The following is an 18,167-nucleotide window of genomic DNA, read 5'->3' as shown; positions in this document are numbered from 1 at the left end:
GCATATTTATGGGTACAGGATTCGTTAGTGTGGCCTATGTTTTGGCCAGTGTGTTATTTATTCTCAGCTTGGGCGGTCTAAGTCATCAAGAGTCGGCTCGTCGGGGTAATCTTTTTGGAATAGCAGGGATAGTTATTGCTGTTGGTGCAACTATCGCTGGTGTCAATATTGGTATTGGCGGAATTTCGACTATTGTTTTAGCATTAGTTATTGGTTCTATTGCAGGGTTGTTTCTCGCTAATAAAGTAGAAATGACGCAGATGCCCCAACTAGTAGCTCTGCTGCATAGTTTTGTTGGTTTGGCGGCAGTTTTGGTGGGGTTTTCGGGACATCTTGAACCGCTAATTGCAACTTCTGGCGCTGAGCATTCCATCAAGATGGTGGAGATATTCTTGGGTATATTTATTGGTGCTATTACCTTTACAGGATCATTGATTGCTTGTGGGAAGCTTGAAGGATTGGTATCTAGTTCCGCCTTAACTCTTCCAGGAAGACATGCAATGAACCTTGTGGCTTTGGGTTTAGTGGTTGCTTTAGGTGCATGGTTTCTCGAGACAGGGAGCCTGTCAGCCCTGATTATTATGACATGTGTGGCATCTGTATTAGGCATCCATCTTATTTTAGCTATTGGCGGCGCTGATATGCCAGTCGTAGTATCTATGCTGAATAGCTACTCTGGTTGGGCGGCCGCATCCATTGGATTTATGCTAGGTAATGACCTGTTGATTGTTACTGGAGCGCTGGTTGGCAGTAGTGGCGCTATTCTTAGCTACATCATGTGTCGTGCGATGAATCGTTCTTTTATGAGTGTTATCTTGGGTGGTTTTGGTCAGACATCCGGAGGTTCAGGTGCTGCTGTCGTTGATACTGATATGACAGTGCAAGAATCCTCTATAGAAGAGGTATGTGAAGAGCTGGCTTCTGCTCAATCTGTGATTATCGTACCGGGCTACGGCATGGCTGTTGCTCAAGCGCAAAGCGCAGTAGGTGAAATCACGAAACTTCTTCGTGATAGAGGGATAATGGTGCGATTTGGTATACATCCTGTAGCAGGGCGTTTGCCGGGGCACATGAATGTGTTGTTGGCGGAAGCTAAGGTGCCGTACGATATTGTATTGGAGATGGATGAGTTGAATGATGATTTTCCGACCACTGATGTGGTGCTAGTGATTGGTGCGAATGACACTGTCAACCCTTCTGCTATGGATGATCCGAATAGCCCTATCGCCGGTATGCCTGTTCTAGAAGTCTGGAAGGCCGCTCAAGTAGTAATATTGAAGCGTGGGATGGCTTCAGGTTATGCCGGTGTTGATAACCCTCTCTTTTTCAAAGACAACTCACGCATGCTGTTTGGCGATGCTAAAGATAGCGTTGACAAATTGCTTGGAGGCTTGAGAGCTGTTTAATACTAAAAAATAAAGCGCTTTGTTTTTTAAAATTCAATGAAGCAGGGCGCCTTGTTTATTTTTTGAGCATGTTGGTCCATATTGGCTCTACAAGGTATGTTGGTAGCAGCTTAAAATATCGAGAATGCTAGTGAATCAGATTAATCCACAAAAACTGCTTAACAGTAAATGGACAGCCATTAGGCCAGAAAATAACGAAAAACATTTCATAGTTACAAAAATCCAATTTGATGAGCAAGGAATCGTTACTGTTTGTTCTATAGAGTCGGTTTTATCAAACCGTATGATGTCTCTGTGCTGGAGGGATCTAAAAGACCAGAATGCTTGGGCGCATGGTTGGATATGAAGACAATTCTTGTAAACGATAAGATGCAAACTGATTACTCATATGATCTAGTTGCTCCTATGGGTAAAAAATTTAGCGCTATTTTTGAGCCACAACTTACTCCAAAAGAAATGTTAGCTTTAGGAGTATTTGGTGGAAAATACATGAATGATTGTAGGGTCGAATTTCCTAGTGATTGGTTTGCTGAAGCAAGGCTGAGTCAGACTGAGAAGAATATTGGCTTAAATTATTTTTCTGTAGATGCATCTCAACCACTGAGCGAGTGGAATAAAAAGGGGTGGATACATCCTCAAGATCCTCGAGGCTGGTTTCAGTGGTATTGTCGATATTACATGGGCAGGAGAACGCACGATGAAGACCTCCGGCAAATCAAGCGATGGAGGGCGTTTAGTCGACACGCAGGGGCAGTAAAAAAATATTGCGAGCCTTATGACTTGGGCTGTAGAAAAAAACAAAGGCAGGCTTTATTGCATTGGGCTTACGATTCTAGAGATATGTAAAATATTCTTAGGATTACTGTAAATAAAAAATTATTAAATAATTTTCATTTTGTCTTTAATAACACTCCAAAGCCATCACCTTTTCCAGTAAGAGGCCGGGCTTCTTTTGATCGCTTCGTGACTGCAGTTTTAGACTTCCCTTTTTTAGAATTTTTAGCACCCTTTTTCTCAAGCTTCTTTTTCTTTGTGCCGGCTATTTTCCCAGAATTTTTAAGATTTTTTGGGCCGCTATAGCTGGCTGTGAGCCCCTTAACTATTCTTCGCTCAAAACGGATTTTCAGGTAGCGCTCGATGCTAGACATTTGATTCCAGTCGTTGGCCTCAATTAAGGTAATCGCCTTACCTTTTTCTCCAGCACGACCGGTTCGCCCAATACGGTGTATATGTTCGTCTCCAGATAGCGCAAGGTTGAAATTGATAACTAACTCTACATTGTTAATGTCTAATCCGCGGGCTGCCAGATCGGTAGCAACAAGTATCTCTATGCTACCTTGACGAAATTTATGTATGATTTGTTTTCGGTCGCTTTGGGGTATCTCGCCGTGGATACAAGCAGATCGATATTTTTTAAAGCTCAGCAAGTTACTGAGTTGCTGGCACTGTATTCGGGTTTTACAGAAAATAAAGACTTTCTGTGCTTTCTCCTCATTGATCACCGCTTCAACCAACGCTTCTTTATGTTTTTTGTGATCACACAAAATAATTTGTTGAATGATTTGTGGAGGAAGTTGTCGAGAGGGATCAACTTCTATAAATTTTGGATCCATAAAGGTTGCTTTGATCCGCCCAAGCTCTTTGTGGTGAAGTGTTGCTGAAAACAGTAAATTTTGCCTCTCTTGGCTACAGCTTGCTGCAATCGTATGCATATCAATAGCAAAACCCATATCAAGCATTCGATCTGCTTCGTCTAATACCAGAATCTCTAGATCATTAAGATCGGGCGTCCCTCTTTCAATATGTTCCACCAGCCTCCCTGGAGTTGCTATGAGAATTTCTGGATTTTTTCTGAGAGTCGCCACCTGATATTTAAATGCCTCCCCTCCAATAATGAGACCGCATTTAATGTAAGTGAAAGATGCTAGCTGCTCTAGATAGTTTTTTGTTTGCAATGCTAATTCTCGCGTGGGAAGCAAAATAAGAGCACGAGTGCCAGACTGAGGGGCGTCCTGCATCAAGATGCGCTGCAATATAGGTAGTAAAAATGCCGCAGTTTTTCCGCTACCCGTCTGCGCTGACACCATTAGGTCTTTACCTTCTAGTATTAGTGGAATTGCTTGTTCTTGAACATCCGTAGTCTCAATTAAAGCCATTTTGTCCAAGGCTTTAAGGAGTTGTTTGTGTAGAGAAAGAGAGTGAAAAAGAGTCAATGGAGCCTTCCTGAGCTAATGTGTCTGATTTATGGTTAAGTTAAAACAATTAGTAACTTCTTAATATTTAAGCGGACTATTTTTTTTTACGATTAATAAAGTCTAGAGTTGTTGGGATTATATTTTTTATAGAAGAAAGCTTCCCCATCAGTTCTTCTCCCATTACCAACAGGCAGGGGGTTAGAGCAAGAGTTAGCAGAGTGGCAAACGCCAACCCTCCGGCAATCGCACTAGCCAGTTGTGTCCACCATTGTGTAGAGGGAGCACCAAAGCTAATACTGCGGTCAAAAAGGTCTATATTCATGGCCAGCACCATAGGCATTAACCCAAGGACGGTAGTAAAAGCCGTTAAAAATACAGGACGGAGCCTTCTTCGGCCGGTTTCGAGGGCAGCATCAATGGGATTGAAGCCATTTTTACGCATGCGATTATAGGTATCTATCAATACTATGTTGTTGTTAACTACAATACCGGCCAATGCGATAATACCTAGTCCAACCATGACTATTCCGAAGGGTTGCGCTGTTATGAGGAGTCCTAAAAGCACTCCTGTGGTAGAAAAAACGATAGCAGATAACACTAGAAGCGCTTGGTAAATAGAGTTGAACTGGGTAACCAAAACTAAAGCCATTAGTATTAATGCCGTCAAAAAAGCACCAAGAAGAAATTGCATGGCTTCCCGTTTTTCTTTATCTTCCCCTTTAAAATGGATGTATACCTGAGAATCCGGGTTAGTGGATTTTAAAATTTTCACCAGTGCTTTGAGTTGCGTATCTGGCAGCACATCTTCAGCAACATCGGCTTTTAATGTGATAGTTCGATGCGCGTTAACTCGGGTGATGGAGCCACTCTTTGGAGCCGGCTGTATAGTTACAAAATTTCTGATGGGAATCATCCCGGCCGCTGTGGAGATGCGTAATTGATCCAATTGGCCTAAATGACGATCGCTGGCGGGGAATCTAACCATAACATCCACCTCATCATCGTTGTCATCTGGACGGTAATCCGTCACTTTTATGCCTGAGGTAACCATTCTTATTGACTGACCAAGTGTTGCTATGTCTGCGCCATAACGAGCAGCTAAAGCTCTATCAACTTCAATCTGCCATTCAATTCCTGGCAGGGGTAAATTATCTTCAATATCTACATAGCCGCCCTGATCCTCCATAAGTTGACGAATTTTTTTCACAGCAGGTGGTACTCGAGAAAAATCATAAGCATTAAATTCAAGATGTATTGGCTTGCCTGCTCCTGGACCATCTTTGGATTTACGAAATTCAAGTTTAATGCCTGGAATACCCGAAGTCAGTTCTCGCATTTCATTGAAAATCTGTACAGCGGGCCGCCTTTCATCCCAATTTAGAAATTCTAGTTGAATAGTTCCAATGACATCCGCTGCAGTATCTTTTCGATTCTCTTTGTTGAATGAGCGAGCATATACTGAGCGTATCTCTTTCATGCCTGATATTTGATCCTCTACTTTTCTGACAATCTTATCTTTTTCGTATATTGAAAGATCGCCTCTAGCTTGGATTTGAATTAAACCAAATTCAGGCTCAACTTCAGGGAAGAACTCGAGGCCTTTACTCAAGAATCCATATAAAATAAAAACACTTGTCATTACAGCAAGAGCTATTCCTAGGGTTTTTACCGGCATTTTCAAAAGTTTTCCCAGAAACCAGATATATTTTTCTGTGATAGGCCCACTAACTGCCTTGCTCGCTATTTTGTTTTTTTGGTTAATAGCTTTGCCCAACACAGGAATAAAAATTAACGCCATGGATAAAGAGGCAATTAAAGCAATGATTACTGTGATGGGCAAAAATTTCATAAACTCTCCCACCATGCCAGGCCAAACAAGCAACGGCATAAAGACTGCGAGGGTAGTGATGGTCGAGGTGGTTATTGGCCAAGCCATTCGTTTCGCTGCAGAGAGGTAGGCCTCTTGCGGCAGCATCCCTTCATTCATTCGCCTGTCAGCTAGCTCAACTACAATGATTGCACCATCAACTAACATACCAACCACAAGGATAAGGCTAAATAGAACTACAATGTTAAGAGTGTAACCGAGAGTATTTAATACAAGTATTGCTGCAAGAAAGGAGCTCGGTATCGCAAGACCAACTAGCAAAGCAGAACGAAATCCTAGGGCAGCAATCATGATAATAACAACAAGAATGATTGCTGAAAGAATGTTGTTTTGTAGGTCGTTCAGCATGGCTCTAATTTTGTTTGATTTGTCTTGCATGTAACGCACTTCTAGCGAAGCTGGTAGTAATTTTCGTTCGGCTTCAACAAGTTCTCTGACATCATTAATGGTTTCAATAATGTTAGCGCCAACTCGCTTCTTGATTTCTAACGTTACGGCAGCCTGTCCTCCAACTCGTGCAAAACTTGACGGATCTTTATAGCTTCGTTTGATGCTAGCAACTTCGCCAAATGTGACCACGCGATCGCCTTCGACTTTGACCGGCATACTTAACGCGTCTTCCATATTTTCGATAACACCTGGTACTTTGAGCACCAGTCGACCAGCTCCGGAGTCTAATGCTCCAGCTGCCACTAAAAGATTGTTATTGCGGATAAAAGAGAAAAGCTCCTCATATTTTACTTGGTACGTCTCCATGACAGCTGGATCTACCACTATCTCAAGAATTGCTTCTCGATCACCGCCAATGTTTGCCTCTAAGACGCCGGGTAATGATTCAATCCGATCCTTCAGGGATCGAGCGATCCCAACTAAGCTGGTTTCAGGCACAGGGCCAGATAAGGAGACAGTCAGCACAGGAAATAAAGCCACATTTATCTCTATTACATCTGGCTCATCTGTATCGTCTGGAAGTTCCGTTTTGGCTGTATCGACTTTTTCTCGCACATCTGATTTAGCTTTTTTACTATCAAATCCTGCACTAAATTCAAGTTGAACTGAGGCGTATCCCTCTCCAGAAGTGCTCTTCATTTCCTTCAGTCCTGTTATGGATTGTAATTCTTTTTCCATCGGTTTAACGAGTAGTCGTTCGGCGTCCTCTGGTGAGATACCTTCATGTCTCATAGAGACGTAAATAAACGGAATAGCAATGTCTGGCTCAGCCTCTTTGGGTATATTCTGATAGGCAGTGGCGCCAAAAATTAAAACAAATAGTAAGCCAAGAAGAACAGTTCTACTGCGTGAAAATGCGAGATCAATGATCGTCATCGGAATAACAGCCTCAAGATGGGGGAACCCCTTTCACAGATTCACCCTCGTTAACAAATCCGTGACCCTGAGTGATAATTCGCAGCGTATGAGGCAGGCCTGTTATCCAAATTCCTTTTGCTTCTGTACGCAGGAACTGAACGGGATGGAAATTAACTAGGCCTTTTTCAGTTATAGATTTTACTCCCACATTACCCTGGACATCCAAGGAAAGACTTGCTGCGGATATAAAGTGAGCAGTCACATATCCTGTGGTGATATGCATTCTAGCACTAGCCCCAGACTTAAGCGTTCTAGCAGGATTGATTAGTTCTGCCTCCACCTTGAAGCTATGGGTTTTTTCGCCTCCAGCGTTGGCAATATAACTGAGTTTGCCTTTAGCTTCCTGTCCGTCTAGCAGGTGAACCTTGACCGCTTGCCCAAGACGTAGTTTTCCGACACTTTGTTGTGAAACATAACCTACCGCTTTGACTGTTGATTCATCTAAAATAAGAGCGAGAGCGTCCCCTTTTTCGACATGACTTCCAACTTCCACCATACGGTCTTCCAGTACTCCGCTAAATGGTATTTTAATTAAGATATTTCCTCGTTCTGACACCATCTTTCTAAGGTTCTTTTCAGCTATTGCAGCTTCATTGCTGGCTGTCTCGAGCTTAGGCTTTATGGAGGGATTGCTGAGCGCTAGTTCCCGTAGTTGTGATTCTTTATCTTTAGTCGCCGTCAGTTTTGCTTTAGCGCTAAAAAATTGAGCCGATCGATCTGCTGTAGCTAACCTAAAAAGAAGAGATCCATCTGCAAAAAAAGAGCCTTTTTCTCCTATAATTTTTAGCACATGCGCCGCAGTATGCGATCTGATTGTTATTTTTCTCAAGGGCCTTATATCACCTTGCACAACAATTTCATCTGAAATCTCTTGTGAGGTAATCTCTGTGGCTTCTACAATCATTTTTTGCTTTAGGTCGGATAAATTTGATGAGTCGGGCACCTGAGTAGCAGAGAATAATCCACTAAGCATCCATAGCGCGACTACTGAGCTTATTATTAGTGAAAAGCGAATCGATTTTTTCATAATTATCTTTTAAGTATATTATTAAGTTATTCGATTAGCGCCCTAAGGGGCAAGTCTTTCGGCTCCCTACCGAAAGGCTGTTTTATCGGTAACGGGGAGATGTATTATGCAATACCTCTTATATTAAGAAGTGACCGAGGTTGTTTTATATGCTCATAATAGTATGGCCAAGCTTTTAATAAAATAATTATTAAAGCACAGAGAAAAGATTTACTAATGGCAGCGTTAAATTTGGCTATAATTCAAACATATTAGATAATAAATTATTGGGGTTATGATGCTTTTTCGAACTAGAAAAATGATTAGCGCTAGGGACTTAAATTCAAACGGCACTTTATTTGGCGGCCGAGTTCTGGCATGGATTGATGAAGAAGCATTTATATTTGCGACTTGTCAAATTGGCTCTGAAAAATTAGTCACTAAGCTGATTTCTAGGGTTGAATTTGTTTCCACAGCTAGAATTGGAGATATTGTCGAAATAGGTACCGAGCTAATCAGTCTCGGGACGACTTCGTTAACGCTATCCTGTGTTGTTAGAAATAAAAAGACTACCAAGGTTATCACCCAGGTTTCTGAATTAGTTTTCGTTCATGTTGATGAGGATGGTGTTCCGTCGCCGCACGGGATCACAAAACCTATTGATGATGTTGTGTCTAGCGGAAGAGGCTTTACGGCATAGCCTCTTTCTTTGATCCAAGCATGTTGAGAACAGCAACAAAATTTAGCTAGCTGGCATTTATTTTATGAAAAAACTTTCTCAGAATGAATATTTGGTAAAACGTCACAGGGCAGAGGTTGTTGAAGCCGATGGTTTTGGCGACAAAGTGTTATACCTTCCTGATGGAACTTACTTTAAGTTATTTAGACGTAAGCGATTAATTTCGTATTCGTTAGTTTTCCCATATGCGAAACAGTTTGCGCTAAACGCATTAAAACTAAAAAAACTTGGTATCCCCACCGTAACAGTTATCGATGTTTATCGTATCCCTTCAGTGCAGCGAACAGCTGTGCACTATGATGCTCTGGAGGGTTGCATACTGAGTTCTTTATCTTGTAAATTTGATGAGGATTTAATGTTTAAATTTGGTGAGTTCCTCAGATATCTTCACGATAACGGCGTCTATTTTCGCTCACTTCATTTTTCTAATGTGGTTCTTACCCCAGAAAATAACATTGGTATTATTGATATCGCTGACATATATTTCAAGGAGTTTTTAACTCGCTCGCTCTCTTTGAGGTTAAGAGTCAGAAACTTCAAGCATATTTTTAGGTATGCAGAAGACCAAAGAATTTTAAGCGAGAGGTTGGAAGCTTTTGAAAAAGGATATGAATCTAGAGGCCAATCAGTTGTTACACGTCAGATATTAGAAAATATGTGCATGAAAGATTTCAAATAATACTCTACGCAATCTACTTACCTCCTTCTTTTGCCAACACACCCAGCTAAACAATTATAGGATGAATTTTCGGGGTGATGTAGTTTTTATTCCAAGAAATGGTGCCCAGAGACGGAATCGAGCCGCCGATAGGAGGATCATAAGGTCTGTCGATGATATTGTGCCTAGCGGAAGAGGTCTTGCTGAATAGCCCCCATCCTGCGAGCCCAAGGTCTCACTGAGCCTCTAGCTGTTGACAGATTTTTAGATGCCCTCAGTGCTTCTGCCTTACTTTCATAGTTACCGTATATGACGCTAAACCATTGACCATTGTTTCTTTTGTGCTTAAAGACATGCAATTCTTTCAAGCCTTTGTATTGTTGGATATATTTTATGGCTGCTTGTTCTGTTGAGACTCCAATGAGTTGCAAGCTGTAGTTGCTAGGATTCTTAGAGTTTATCCAGTTTCGACCTGATGTCGCTGCTGGAGAGAGAGCCTCTACCGCAAAGAGGGCTACTTGTTTGGCAGAATCAAATAAATCCTTTTGAACGGCATCCAATTTACGGATCCAAGGTTTTGTTGAACCGCTGGCGATTATCATCTTGGATGCCTCGAGCGCCTCTGCCTTGCTTTTGTAATTGCCGTATATAACGCTAAACCACTGAGCATTATTCTTTTTACTTTTAAAGATGCGTAGTAGCTCTGAGTATTGTTGATACCGGATATATTCTTTTGCCGCCTGTTCTGTTGAGACCCCAATGAGCTGCAATGTATAGCTATCTGATTCTCTAGAGTTGATCCAGTCTTGGCTTGAAAGCATGGTCAAAGACGTTTTCCGTAACATCTCTGTTAGTGGATTTTTTGAAATGCTAGTTTTTTCATAAGTAGCAACAGACAAGTGTGGCACCTTTGCTTTATTGCGATTAGCTCCTCGCCTTGGTGTCTGAGTGGGTATGCCGACTAAATCAAATGTCCACGAAAGATTAAGATAAATGCTGTCACTGTATGCGTTCAGCGACCCTGGCTCTTTTCTCTTTTCAAAGCCAAGGGTGGCATCAAGGTTGTCTTGAGAAAATACTTCGACACCCAGCCCAATTTTCCAGTCAGTATTGGATGCATTGCCTGTCTGTAAGTTATAAATGGGATGATTTGTGATGTCCTTTTGTGAAACATAAGACATTTTTGCATCAGATACATCTGTTATACCAAAGCCATACTCTAGTTTTGCAAAGGGCTTGATAGTCGTGTCGTTTAATTGGAATGCATAATGCATATCTGCCCCAGCAGAAATTCTAGTATTGATCATATATTGATCTTCAAAAGTTAACGCTGTGTAAGCGCCACTTTCGCTGAATTCATCAAACTTTGTATAAGACATATCGATCTTGCCATATGGAGAAATTGCCCAACTATTTTTGCCGCCTTTACGACTGCCATTAAGTTCTAGAGCTCTTAGCGATAGCGATCCATATAGTTGATTTGCATCACGATCACCCTTAAGGATGCTGAGTTCATCTGTGCGGGTGGTATCGTATTTTAGGTGCCCATATCCAAGAGCAGCCTCAAGAATGGATTCGTTATATCCAGGGAAGGCGCCATAGAGAGACAGACTATAATTGTCAGACTGAATCTTTGTTTTATCTTCCCCAATATCGGTCTTATCTTTCCCTATACCTAACGCCACCCCTAGTAGTCCCATATTATTTTTTAAGGGTTTATCCATACCTAGATGGAGGGATTTATTTTTAGACTCCATAGAGGACGAGTTAGTTTTTCCAAGAGTAATTTCGCCGCTACTCCAGAATGACCAGTTGCCTATCAGTGGCCCAAAGGTTGGATTTAGGCTACCTATGGCGCCATCCCTAATTTTTGCTGCTTTATTAATGGCAACATTTTGAAGAGTAGATGTAAGATCGATACTGCTCATCTCGCCTTGAGCGCTTTCAGCTTGAGCTGTATTTTGGAGTTGACTGTTATTGCATAATGATCTGTTTTTCATAGATGTAGGAGTGATTTCAGAGGTAGTTTTGCTAGGATCTGACTGCTCTTCATAGATGCTGGTGAACAGATCCTGCTGGATCGCAGTATAGCTACGAATCTGCGGACTGAGCTTGGCGAGCGTTGGAGGCATATTTTTCAGTGCAGCAAGTGCTCTCGCTTTGGTCTCAAAGTCGCCATAAATAACACTAAACCACTTGCCGCCACTGTTTTTATTTTGAAAAATATGTAAACCTAATAGAGCCTGATAGTTTCTGATATAAAGAACTTTTGCCAGCGGATTAAAAGCTTCTTCTGTTGCAACCCCATCAAGTTGCAAGGTGTAATGGTTGGAATCTCTGCTCTTTATCCAGTCTCGGCTTTGCTTGACAGAATCCGTCATAACTTGCTCGATTTGAGAAGATTTTAATTCTTTTTTTGTTGGCGTATTAATTAAATTCCCAGTTTCCTTGAAGCACTGTTGTTTGGTAGCTTTGCTTTCAACAGCTCCTGTTAACGGCCCTTGAGGTGCTGGCGTAGTGTTCATGATCGAATTGAGCGCTTCATTTTTAAAACGAACTTTGATGCCCTGATAAGAGGTTTTCTCGCTACCTTTATTACGGTCTAGCCAGCTTAATCGATGATGAATGGCATCAATATTAGTGTAACTCCATCGACTAGCAATATCTTGAGTTGCTTTTAAGCTATCTACAACATCTTGCTTAAGAGTCGGATCAGTCAAGGTCTGCTCTTTTATGGTGACGATCCAGTCTTCAGTGTCACTCGCACCGGTATCATCTGTCGCAGTGATAGTGATTTCATAGGTGTTGTTGCTGTTGCTATCCACTGGGTTATTCCAATCACGCGCCACCATAGTCACCACTCCGGTGGAGGAGTTGATGCTAAAATCGTCCGCGTCGTTTCCACTGATTGTATAAATCATCGGAGTGACCGGCGTGCCAGTAAGATTGGGGGTTATGCTCGTGTAGACGGTGCCTTCCTCAATAGCAATATCATCAATACCAGTAATGCTAAATTCACCTAAATTGACGACAGTGACAACCCAGTCTTCAGTGTCTGAATTACTGTCGGTATCTGTTGCAGTGATGGTTAGCGAGTAAGTGTTATTCGTGTCGTTATCCACGGGATTCTCAAAATCACGCGCCACCATAGTCACCACTCCGGTGGAGGAGTTGATGCTAAAGTCCGCGGCATCAGTGCCGCTGATAGCATAAGTGACAGCTCCAACAGGTGAGCCGTTCACAACGGGGGTTACACTCCCGTAGCTAGCACCTTCATCAATGTTGACATCATTGATTGATTGAAGTGTAAGTCCTGCTTCAGATACATCGGCTATCGTGACAACCCAGTCTTCAGTGTCTGAATTACTGTCGGTATCTGTTGCAGTGATGGTCAGCGAGTAAGTGTTGTTGGAACCTGCATCTGCTGGTTCTTCATAGTCCTTCCCTGTCATAGTGACGACGCCAGTGGAGGAGTTAATCGAAAACTGGCTAGAATCGTTGCCACTGAGTGCGTAAGTAACACCAACAATAGGTGTCCCAGTAATATTAGGAGTCACACTGGTATAAGTGGTGTTTTCATTAATGGTGACATTAGAAATAGTGTCGATGGTAAAATCAACTGCCTCGTTTATGTCTACTACCGTTACGGTCCAGTCTTCGGTGTCGGTGTTTCCATCGGTATCGGTGACGGTGATCACAAGGTCATAAGTGTTACCGGTGTCGCTATCTACAGGGTTCTCAAAATCACGCGCCACCATGGACACCACACCAGTAGAGGAGTTAATAGTGAAGTCAGCAGCATCAGTCCCGCCGATAGTATAGGTGACCGTGCCGATGGGTGTCCCGGTGAGCGCCGGAGTCACACTAGTGTAAGCAGCGTTCTCATTGATATTTAAATCAGCAATGGCGTCTAGGTCAAAGCTGGCGGCTTCCACGACATTTAACACCGTTACGGTCCAGTCTTCGGTGTCGGTATTGGCGTCTTCATCGGTGACGGTGATCACAAGGTCATAAGTGTTACCGGTGTCGCTATCTACAGGGTTCTCAAAATCACGCGCCACCATGGACACCACACCAGTAGAGGAGTTAATAGTGAAGTCAGCAGCATCAGCCCCGCCGATAGTATAGGTGACCGTGCCGATGGGTGTCCCGGTGAGCGCCGGAGTCACACTAGTGTAAGCAGCGTTCTCATTGATATTTAAATCAGCGATAGGGTTAATAGTAAAGCCGGAGGCTTCCACGACATTTAACACCGTTACGGTCCAGTCTTCGGTGTCGGTGTTTCCATCGGTATCGGTGACGGTGATCACAAGGTCATAAGTGTTACCGGTGTCGCTATCTACAGGGTTCTCAAAATCACGCGCCACCATGGACACCACACCAGTAGAGGAGTTAATAGTGAAGTCAGCAGCATCAGTCCCGCCGATAGTATAGGTGACCGTGCCGATGGGTGTCCCGGTGAGCGCCGGAGTCACACTAGTGTAAGCAGCGTTCTCATTGATATTTAAATCAGCGATAGGGTTAATAGTAAAGCCGGAGGCTTCCACGACATTTAACACCGTTACGGTCCAGTCTTCGGTGTCGGTGTTTCCATCGGTATCGGTGACGGTGATCACAAGGTCATAAGTGTTACCGGTGTCGCTATCTACAGGGTTCTCAAAATCACGCGCCACCATGGACACCACACCAGTAGAGGAGTTAATAGTGAAGTCAGCAGCATCAGTCCCGCCGATAGTATAGGTGACCGTGCCGATGGGTGTCCCGGTGAGCGCCGGAGTCACACTAGTGTAAGCAGCGTTCTCATTGATATTTAAATCAGCAATGGCGTCTAGGTCAAAGCTGGCGGCTTCCACGACATTTAACACCGTTACGGTCCAGTCTTCGGTGTCGGTATTGGCGTCTTCATCGGTGACGGTGATCACAAGGTCATAAGTGTTACCGGTGTCGCTATCTACAGGGTTCTCAAAATCACGCGCCACCATGGACACCACACCAGTAGAGGAGTTAATAGTGAAGTCAGCAGCATCAGTCCCGCCGATAGTATAGGTGACCGTGCCGATGGGTGTCCCGGTGAGCGCCGGAGTCACACTAGTGTAAGCAGCGTTCTCATTGATATTTAAATCAGCGATAGGGTTAATAGTAAAGCTGGCGGCTTCCACGACATTTAACACCGTTACGGTCCAGTCTTCGGTGTCGGTATTGGCGTCTTCATCGGTGACGGTGATCACAAGGTCATAAGTGTTACCGGTGTCGCTATCTACAGGGTTCTCAAAATCACGCGCCACCATGGACACCACACCAGTAGAGGAGTTAATAGTGAAGTCAGCAGCATCAGTCCCGCCGATAGTATAGGTGACCGTGCCGATGGGTGTCCCGGTGAGCGCCGGAGTCACACTAGTGTAAGCAGCGTTCTCATTGATATTTAAATCAGCGATAGGGTTAATAGTAAAGCCGGAGGCTTCCACGACATTTAACACCGTTACGGTCCAGTCTTCGGTGTCGGTGTTTCCATCGGTATCGGTGACGGTGATCACAAGGTCATAAGTGTTACCGGTGTCGCTATCTACAGGGTTCTCAAAATCACGCGCCACCATGGACACCACACCAGTAGAGGAGTTAATAGTGAAGTCAGCAGCATCAGTCCCGCCGATAGTATAGGTGACCGTGCCGATGGGAGAGCCAGTATATGAGGGGGTTACGCTGGTATAAGCAGCGTTCTCATTGATATTTAAATCAGCAATGGCGTCTAGGTTAAAACTGATTTCTGATACTATATTCGTTACCGTGACAATCCAGTCTTCAGTGTCTGAATTACTGTCGGTATCTGTTGCAGTGATGGTCAGCGAGTAAGTATTGTTGGTGTCACTATCTGCTGGCATTTCAAAGTTTCGCGCCACCATGGACACCACACCAGTAGAGGAGTTAATAGTGAAGTCAGCAGCATCAGTCCCGCCGATAGTATAGGTGACCGTGCCGATGGGTGTCCCGGTGAGCGCCGGAGTCACACTAGTGTAAGCAGCGTTCTCATTGATATTTAAATCAGCGATAGGGTTAATAGTAAAGCTGGCGGCTTCCACGACATTTAACACCGTTACGGTCCAGTCTTCGGTGTCGGTGTTTCCATCGGTATCGGTGACGGTGATCACAAGGTCATAAGTGTTACCGGTGTCGCTATCTACAGGGTTCTCAAAATCACGCGCCACCATGGACACCACACCAGTAGAGGAGTTAATAGTGAAGTCAGCAGCATCAGTCCCGCCGATAGTATAGGTGACCGTGCCGATGGGTGTCCCGGTGAGCGCCGGAGTCACACTAGTGTAAGCAGCGTTCTCATTGATATTTAAATCAGCAATGGCGTCTAGGTCAAAGCTGGCGGCTTCCACGACATTTAACACCGTTACGGTCCAGTCTTCGGTGTCGGTGTTTCCATCGGTATCGGTGACGGTGATCACAAGGTCATAAGTGTTACCGGTGTCGCTATCTACAGGGTTCTCAAAATCACGCGCCACCATGGACACCACACCAGTAGAGGAGTTAATAGTGAAGTCAGCAGCATCAGTCCCGCCGATAGTATAGGTGACCGTGCCGATGGGTGTCCCGGTGAGCGCCGGAGTCACACTAGTGTAAGCAGCGTTCTCATTGATATTTAAATCAGCGATAGGGTTAATAGTAAAGCCGGAGGCTTCCACGACATTTAACACCGTTACGGTCCAGTCTTCGGTGTCGGTGTTTCCATCGGTATCGGTGACGGTGATCACAAGGTCATAAGTGTTACCGGTGTCGCTATCTACAGGGTTCTCAAAATCACGCGCCACCATGGACACCACACCAGTAGAGGAGTTAATAGTGAAGTCAGCAGCATCAGTCCCGCCGATAGTATAGGTGACCGTGCCGATGGGTGTCCCGGTGAGCGCCGGAGTCACACTAGTGTAAGCAGCGTTCTCATTGATATTTAAATCAGCAATGGCGTCTAGGTCAAAGCTGGCGGCTTCCACGACATTTAACACCGTTACGGTCCAGTCTTCGGTGTCGGTATTGGCGTCTTCATCGGTGACGGTGATCACAAGGTCATAAGTGTTACCGGTGTCGCTATCTACAGGGTTCTCAAAATCACGCGCCACCATGGACACCACACCAGTAGAGGAGTTAATAGTGAAATCAGCAGCATCAGTCCCGCCGATAGTATAGGTGACCGTGCCGATGGGTGTCCCGGTGAGCGCCGGAGTCACACTAGTGTAAGCAGCGTTCTCATTGATATTTAAATCAGCGATAGGGTTAATAGTAAAGCTGGCGGCTTCCACGACATTTAACACCGTTACGGTCCAGTCTTCGGTGTCGGTATTGGCGTCTTCATCAGTAGCGGTAATAGTGAAGGAGTAAGTGTTACCGGTGTCGCTATCTACAGGGTTCTCAAAATCACGCGCCACCATGGACACCACACCAGTAGAGGAGTTAATAGTGAAGTCAGCAGCATCAGTTCCGCTAAGAGTGTAGGTGACCCCAACAATAGGTGTCCCAGTGATGTTAGGAGTTACACTGGTATAGGCAGCGTTCTCATTGATAGTAACATTAGAAATTTCATCGATGGTGAAACTAACTGGTTCATTTACATCCGCTACCGTCACGATCCATGGCTCAGTATCATATCTCCCGGCTTGATCTGTGGCTCGGATGGTCAGTGAATAAGTGTTGTTGATGTCGCTATCTACAGGATTTTCAAAATCACGCGCCACCATAGTCACTACTCCGGTGGAGGAGTTGATGCTAAAGTCGGCGGCATCAGTCCCGCCAGTGATAGTGTAGGTAAGAAAACCAGAAACAGAGCCAGTGTACCCCGGGGTGACACTGGTATAGGCAGCGTTCTCATTAACACTGACATCAGCAATGGCATTGAGTGTGAAAGCCGATCCTTCAGACACTTGGGTTACCGTGACAACCCAGTCTTCGCTATCGTTGTTTCCGTAAGTATCGGTCGCGGTAATAGTTAGCGAATAAGTATTGTTAGCGCCACTGTCCACCGGATTGTCATAGTCTCGCGCCACCATGGACACCACACCAGTAGAGGAGTTAATAGTGAAGTCAGCAGCATCAGCTCCGCTAAGAGTGTAGGTGACCGTACCGATGGGTGAGCCTGTGAGTGCTGGGGTTACACTGGTGTAGGCGGTTCCTTCAGCAACAGATACATTGCTAATAGCATTAATTGTGAAGTCTGTTGTAGCCTGTGTAATGACACGAATGTAGTCACCTTTTTGACCGTTGGCGGTACCAACTCTTAATGTTTTGTCATCAGAACCAATACTAATCCAGTCACCAGCAGATGTAGAGCTAGAGGTGTTGTTGCCATAAATGGATCCGAATTCAAAAGCACGCTTGCTGGCAGGGCTAGTAGGGTAGGTGGCGCCAGATTTTGAAACCCCCGTTCGAAATATAGTGTTGGATGAACTGGTATATATACCAAGAATTTTATTTTGAAATACTATTTGCCCTATTTTGTTCTGTCTATCTGAATTTGAATGATCATCGTTCAGGAATACTAAATAGGAGTTAACCGGAAAATTTGCAGTGTTCCGACTGGCTGAAGTGTTTGATTCGCCACTATTGACGGCGTTATAGGTTGGCAGCTGGACAGTGTTAATATTTTCACGCTCAAGGACGACAATAAAGTCATATCCGGAACTAGATCGTTGACCATTGCCACATGAATCATCGCGAGAACACAAGTTGGTTGCAGTGTGCTTTTCTTCTACATAGCTGTTGACGCTGGTAATGCCATAATCTGCATTCGCGGACAATGGAATTAGAAAAAGTAGACATAAAAGAAATATAGTCTTGAAGCGGTCATTTGTTCCGAAAAATCCAATACAACCCATTTTTCGGAACCACCTTAAAATTAACAATTTGCCCGTT

The 18,167-nt window shown here is 44.1% G+C and carries 9 protein-coding genes; 5 read left to right on the top strand and 4 right to left on the bottom strand.

The features are described from left to right. Positions 1–8: 8 nt before the first annotated feature. From pntB to ABXT41_RS05010, 3 genes are all read left to right on the top strand, one after another. Positions 9–1,406 carry a Re/Si-specific NAD(P)(+) transhydrogenase subunit beta gene (gene pntB / locus ABXT41_RS05020; RefSeq protein ID WP_415390432.1) on the top strand — a complete coding sequence of 466 codons (1,398 nt, stop codon included), beginning with the start codon at positions 9–11 and terminating at the stop codon, positions 1,404–1,406. Positions 1,407–1,536: 130 nt separating this feature from the next. Further along, a complete protein-coding gene (locus ABXT41_RS05015; protein ID WP_415390431.1) occupies positions 1,537–1,752 on the top strand; it encodes a TIGR02450 family Trp-rich protein in 216 nt (71 codons plus the stop codon). Then, positions 1,749–2,252, top strand: coding sequence for a hypothetical protein (locus ABXT41_RS05010; RefSeq protein ID WP_415390430.1), 504 nt, complete (start codon positions 1,749–1,751; stop codon positions 2,250–2,252). Before ABXT41_RS05015 ends, ABXT41_RS05010 begins: the two co-directional genes overlap by 4 nt. A gap of 44 nt (positions 2,253–2,296) precedes the next feature. On the opposite strand, the gene ABXT41_RS05005 is transcribed toward ABXT41_RS05010, so the two are convergent. The 3 genes from ABXT41_RS05005 to ABXT41_RS04995 all read right to left on the bottom strand — a co-directional run bounded on the left by ABXT41_RS05005 (position 2,297) and on the right by ABXT41_RS04995 (position 7,884). Further along, a complete protein-coding gene (locus ABXT41_RS05005; protein ID WP_415390429.1) occupies positions 2,297–3,619 on the bottom strand; it encodes a DEAD/DEAH box helicase in 1,323 nt (440 codons plus the stop codon). Between the two features lie 76 nt (positions 3,620–3,695). Then, positions 3,696–6,815, bottom strand: coding sequence for an efflux RND transporter permease subunit (locus ABXT41_RS05000; protein WP_415390428.1), 3,120 nt, complete (start codon positions 6,813–6,815; stop codon positions 3,696–3,698). Between the two features lie 13 nt (positions 6,816–6,828). Further along, entirely contained in the window at positions 6,829–7,884 is a 1,056-nt protein-coding gene (locus tag ABXT41_RS04995; RefSeq protein WP_415390427.1) for an efflux RND transporter periplasmic adaptor subunit, read from the bottom strand. A 274-nt stretch (positions 7,885–8,158) separates the two neighbouring features. Here ABXT41_RS04995 and ABXT41_RS04990 point away from each other — a divergent pair, with 274 nt between their 5' ends. Both ABXT41_RS04990 and ABXT41_RS04985 read left to right on the top strand, forming a co-directional pair. Further along, positions 8,159–8,563, top strand: a complete 405-nt coding sequence (locus ABXT41_RS04990) for an acyl-CoA thioesterase (protein WP_415390426.1) — start codon at positions 8,159–8,161, stop codon at positions 8,561–8,563. Positions 8,564–8,627: 64 nt separating this feature from the next. After that, entirely contained in the window at positions 8,628–9,281 is a 654-nt protein-coding gene (locus ABXT41_RS04985) for a hypothetical protein (RefSeq protein WP_415390425.1), read from the top strand. Positions 9,282–9,445: 164 nt separating this feature from the next. Here ABXT41_RS04985 and ABXT41_RS04980 read toward each other — a convergent pair whose 3' ends face one another. Further along, the gene (locus ABXT41_RS04980; RefSeq protein WP_415390424.1) at positions 9,446–18,130 is read right to left on the bottom strand and encodes an autotransporter domain-containing protein; all 8,685 of its coding nucleotides are present in this window, start codon (positions 18,128–18,130) and stop codon (positions 9,446–9,448) included. Between the last annotated feature and the right edge of the window lie 37 nt (positions 18,131–18,167).

The sequence above is a fragment of the Porticoccus sp. Uisw_050_02 genome (assembly GCF_047729555.1).
GTDB lineage: Bacteria > Pseudomonadota > Gammaproteobacteria > Pseudomonadales > Porticoccaceae > Porticoccus.
The sequence above is the reverse complement of the archived record's forward strand: the minus strand, read 5'-3'. Positions and strand labels throughout refer to the sequence as shown.

Bases quoted from the DNA above. Each gene is read 5' to 3' on its own strand.
- ABXT41_RS04985 (WP_415390425.1), top strand. From the start codon at position 8,628: ATGAAAAAACTTTCTCAGAATGAATATTTGGTAAAACGTCACAGGGCA.
- ABXT41_RS04995 (WP_415390427.1), bottom strand. From the start codon at position 7,884: ATGAAAAAATCGATTCGCTTTTCACTAATAATAAGCTCAGTAGTCGCG.
- ABXT41_RS05000 (WP_415390428.1), bottom strand. From the start codon at position 6,815: ATGACGATCATTGATCTCGCATTTTCACGCAGTAGAACTGTTCTTCTT.
- ABXT41_RS04990 (WP_415390426.1), top strand. From the start codon at position 8,159: ATGATGCTTTTTCGAACTAGAAAAATGATTAGCGCTAGGGACTTAAAT.
- pntB (WP_415390432.1), top strand. From the start codon at position 9: ATGGGTACAGGATTCGTTAGTGTGGCCTATGTTTTGGCCAGTGTGTTA.
- ABXT41_RS05010 (WP_415390430.1), top strand. From the start codon at position 1,749: ATGAAGACAATTCTTGTAAACGATAAGATGCAAACTGATTACTCATAT.
- ABXT41_RS04980 (WP_415390424.1), bottom strand. From the start codon at position 18,130: ATGGGTTGTATTGGATTTTTCGGAACAAATGACCGCTTCAAGACTATA.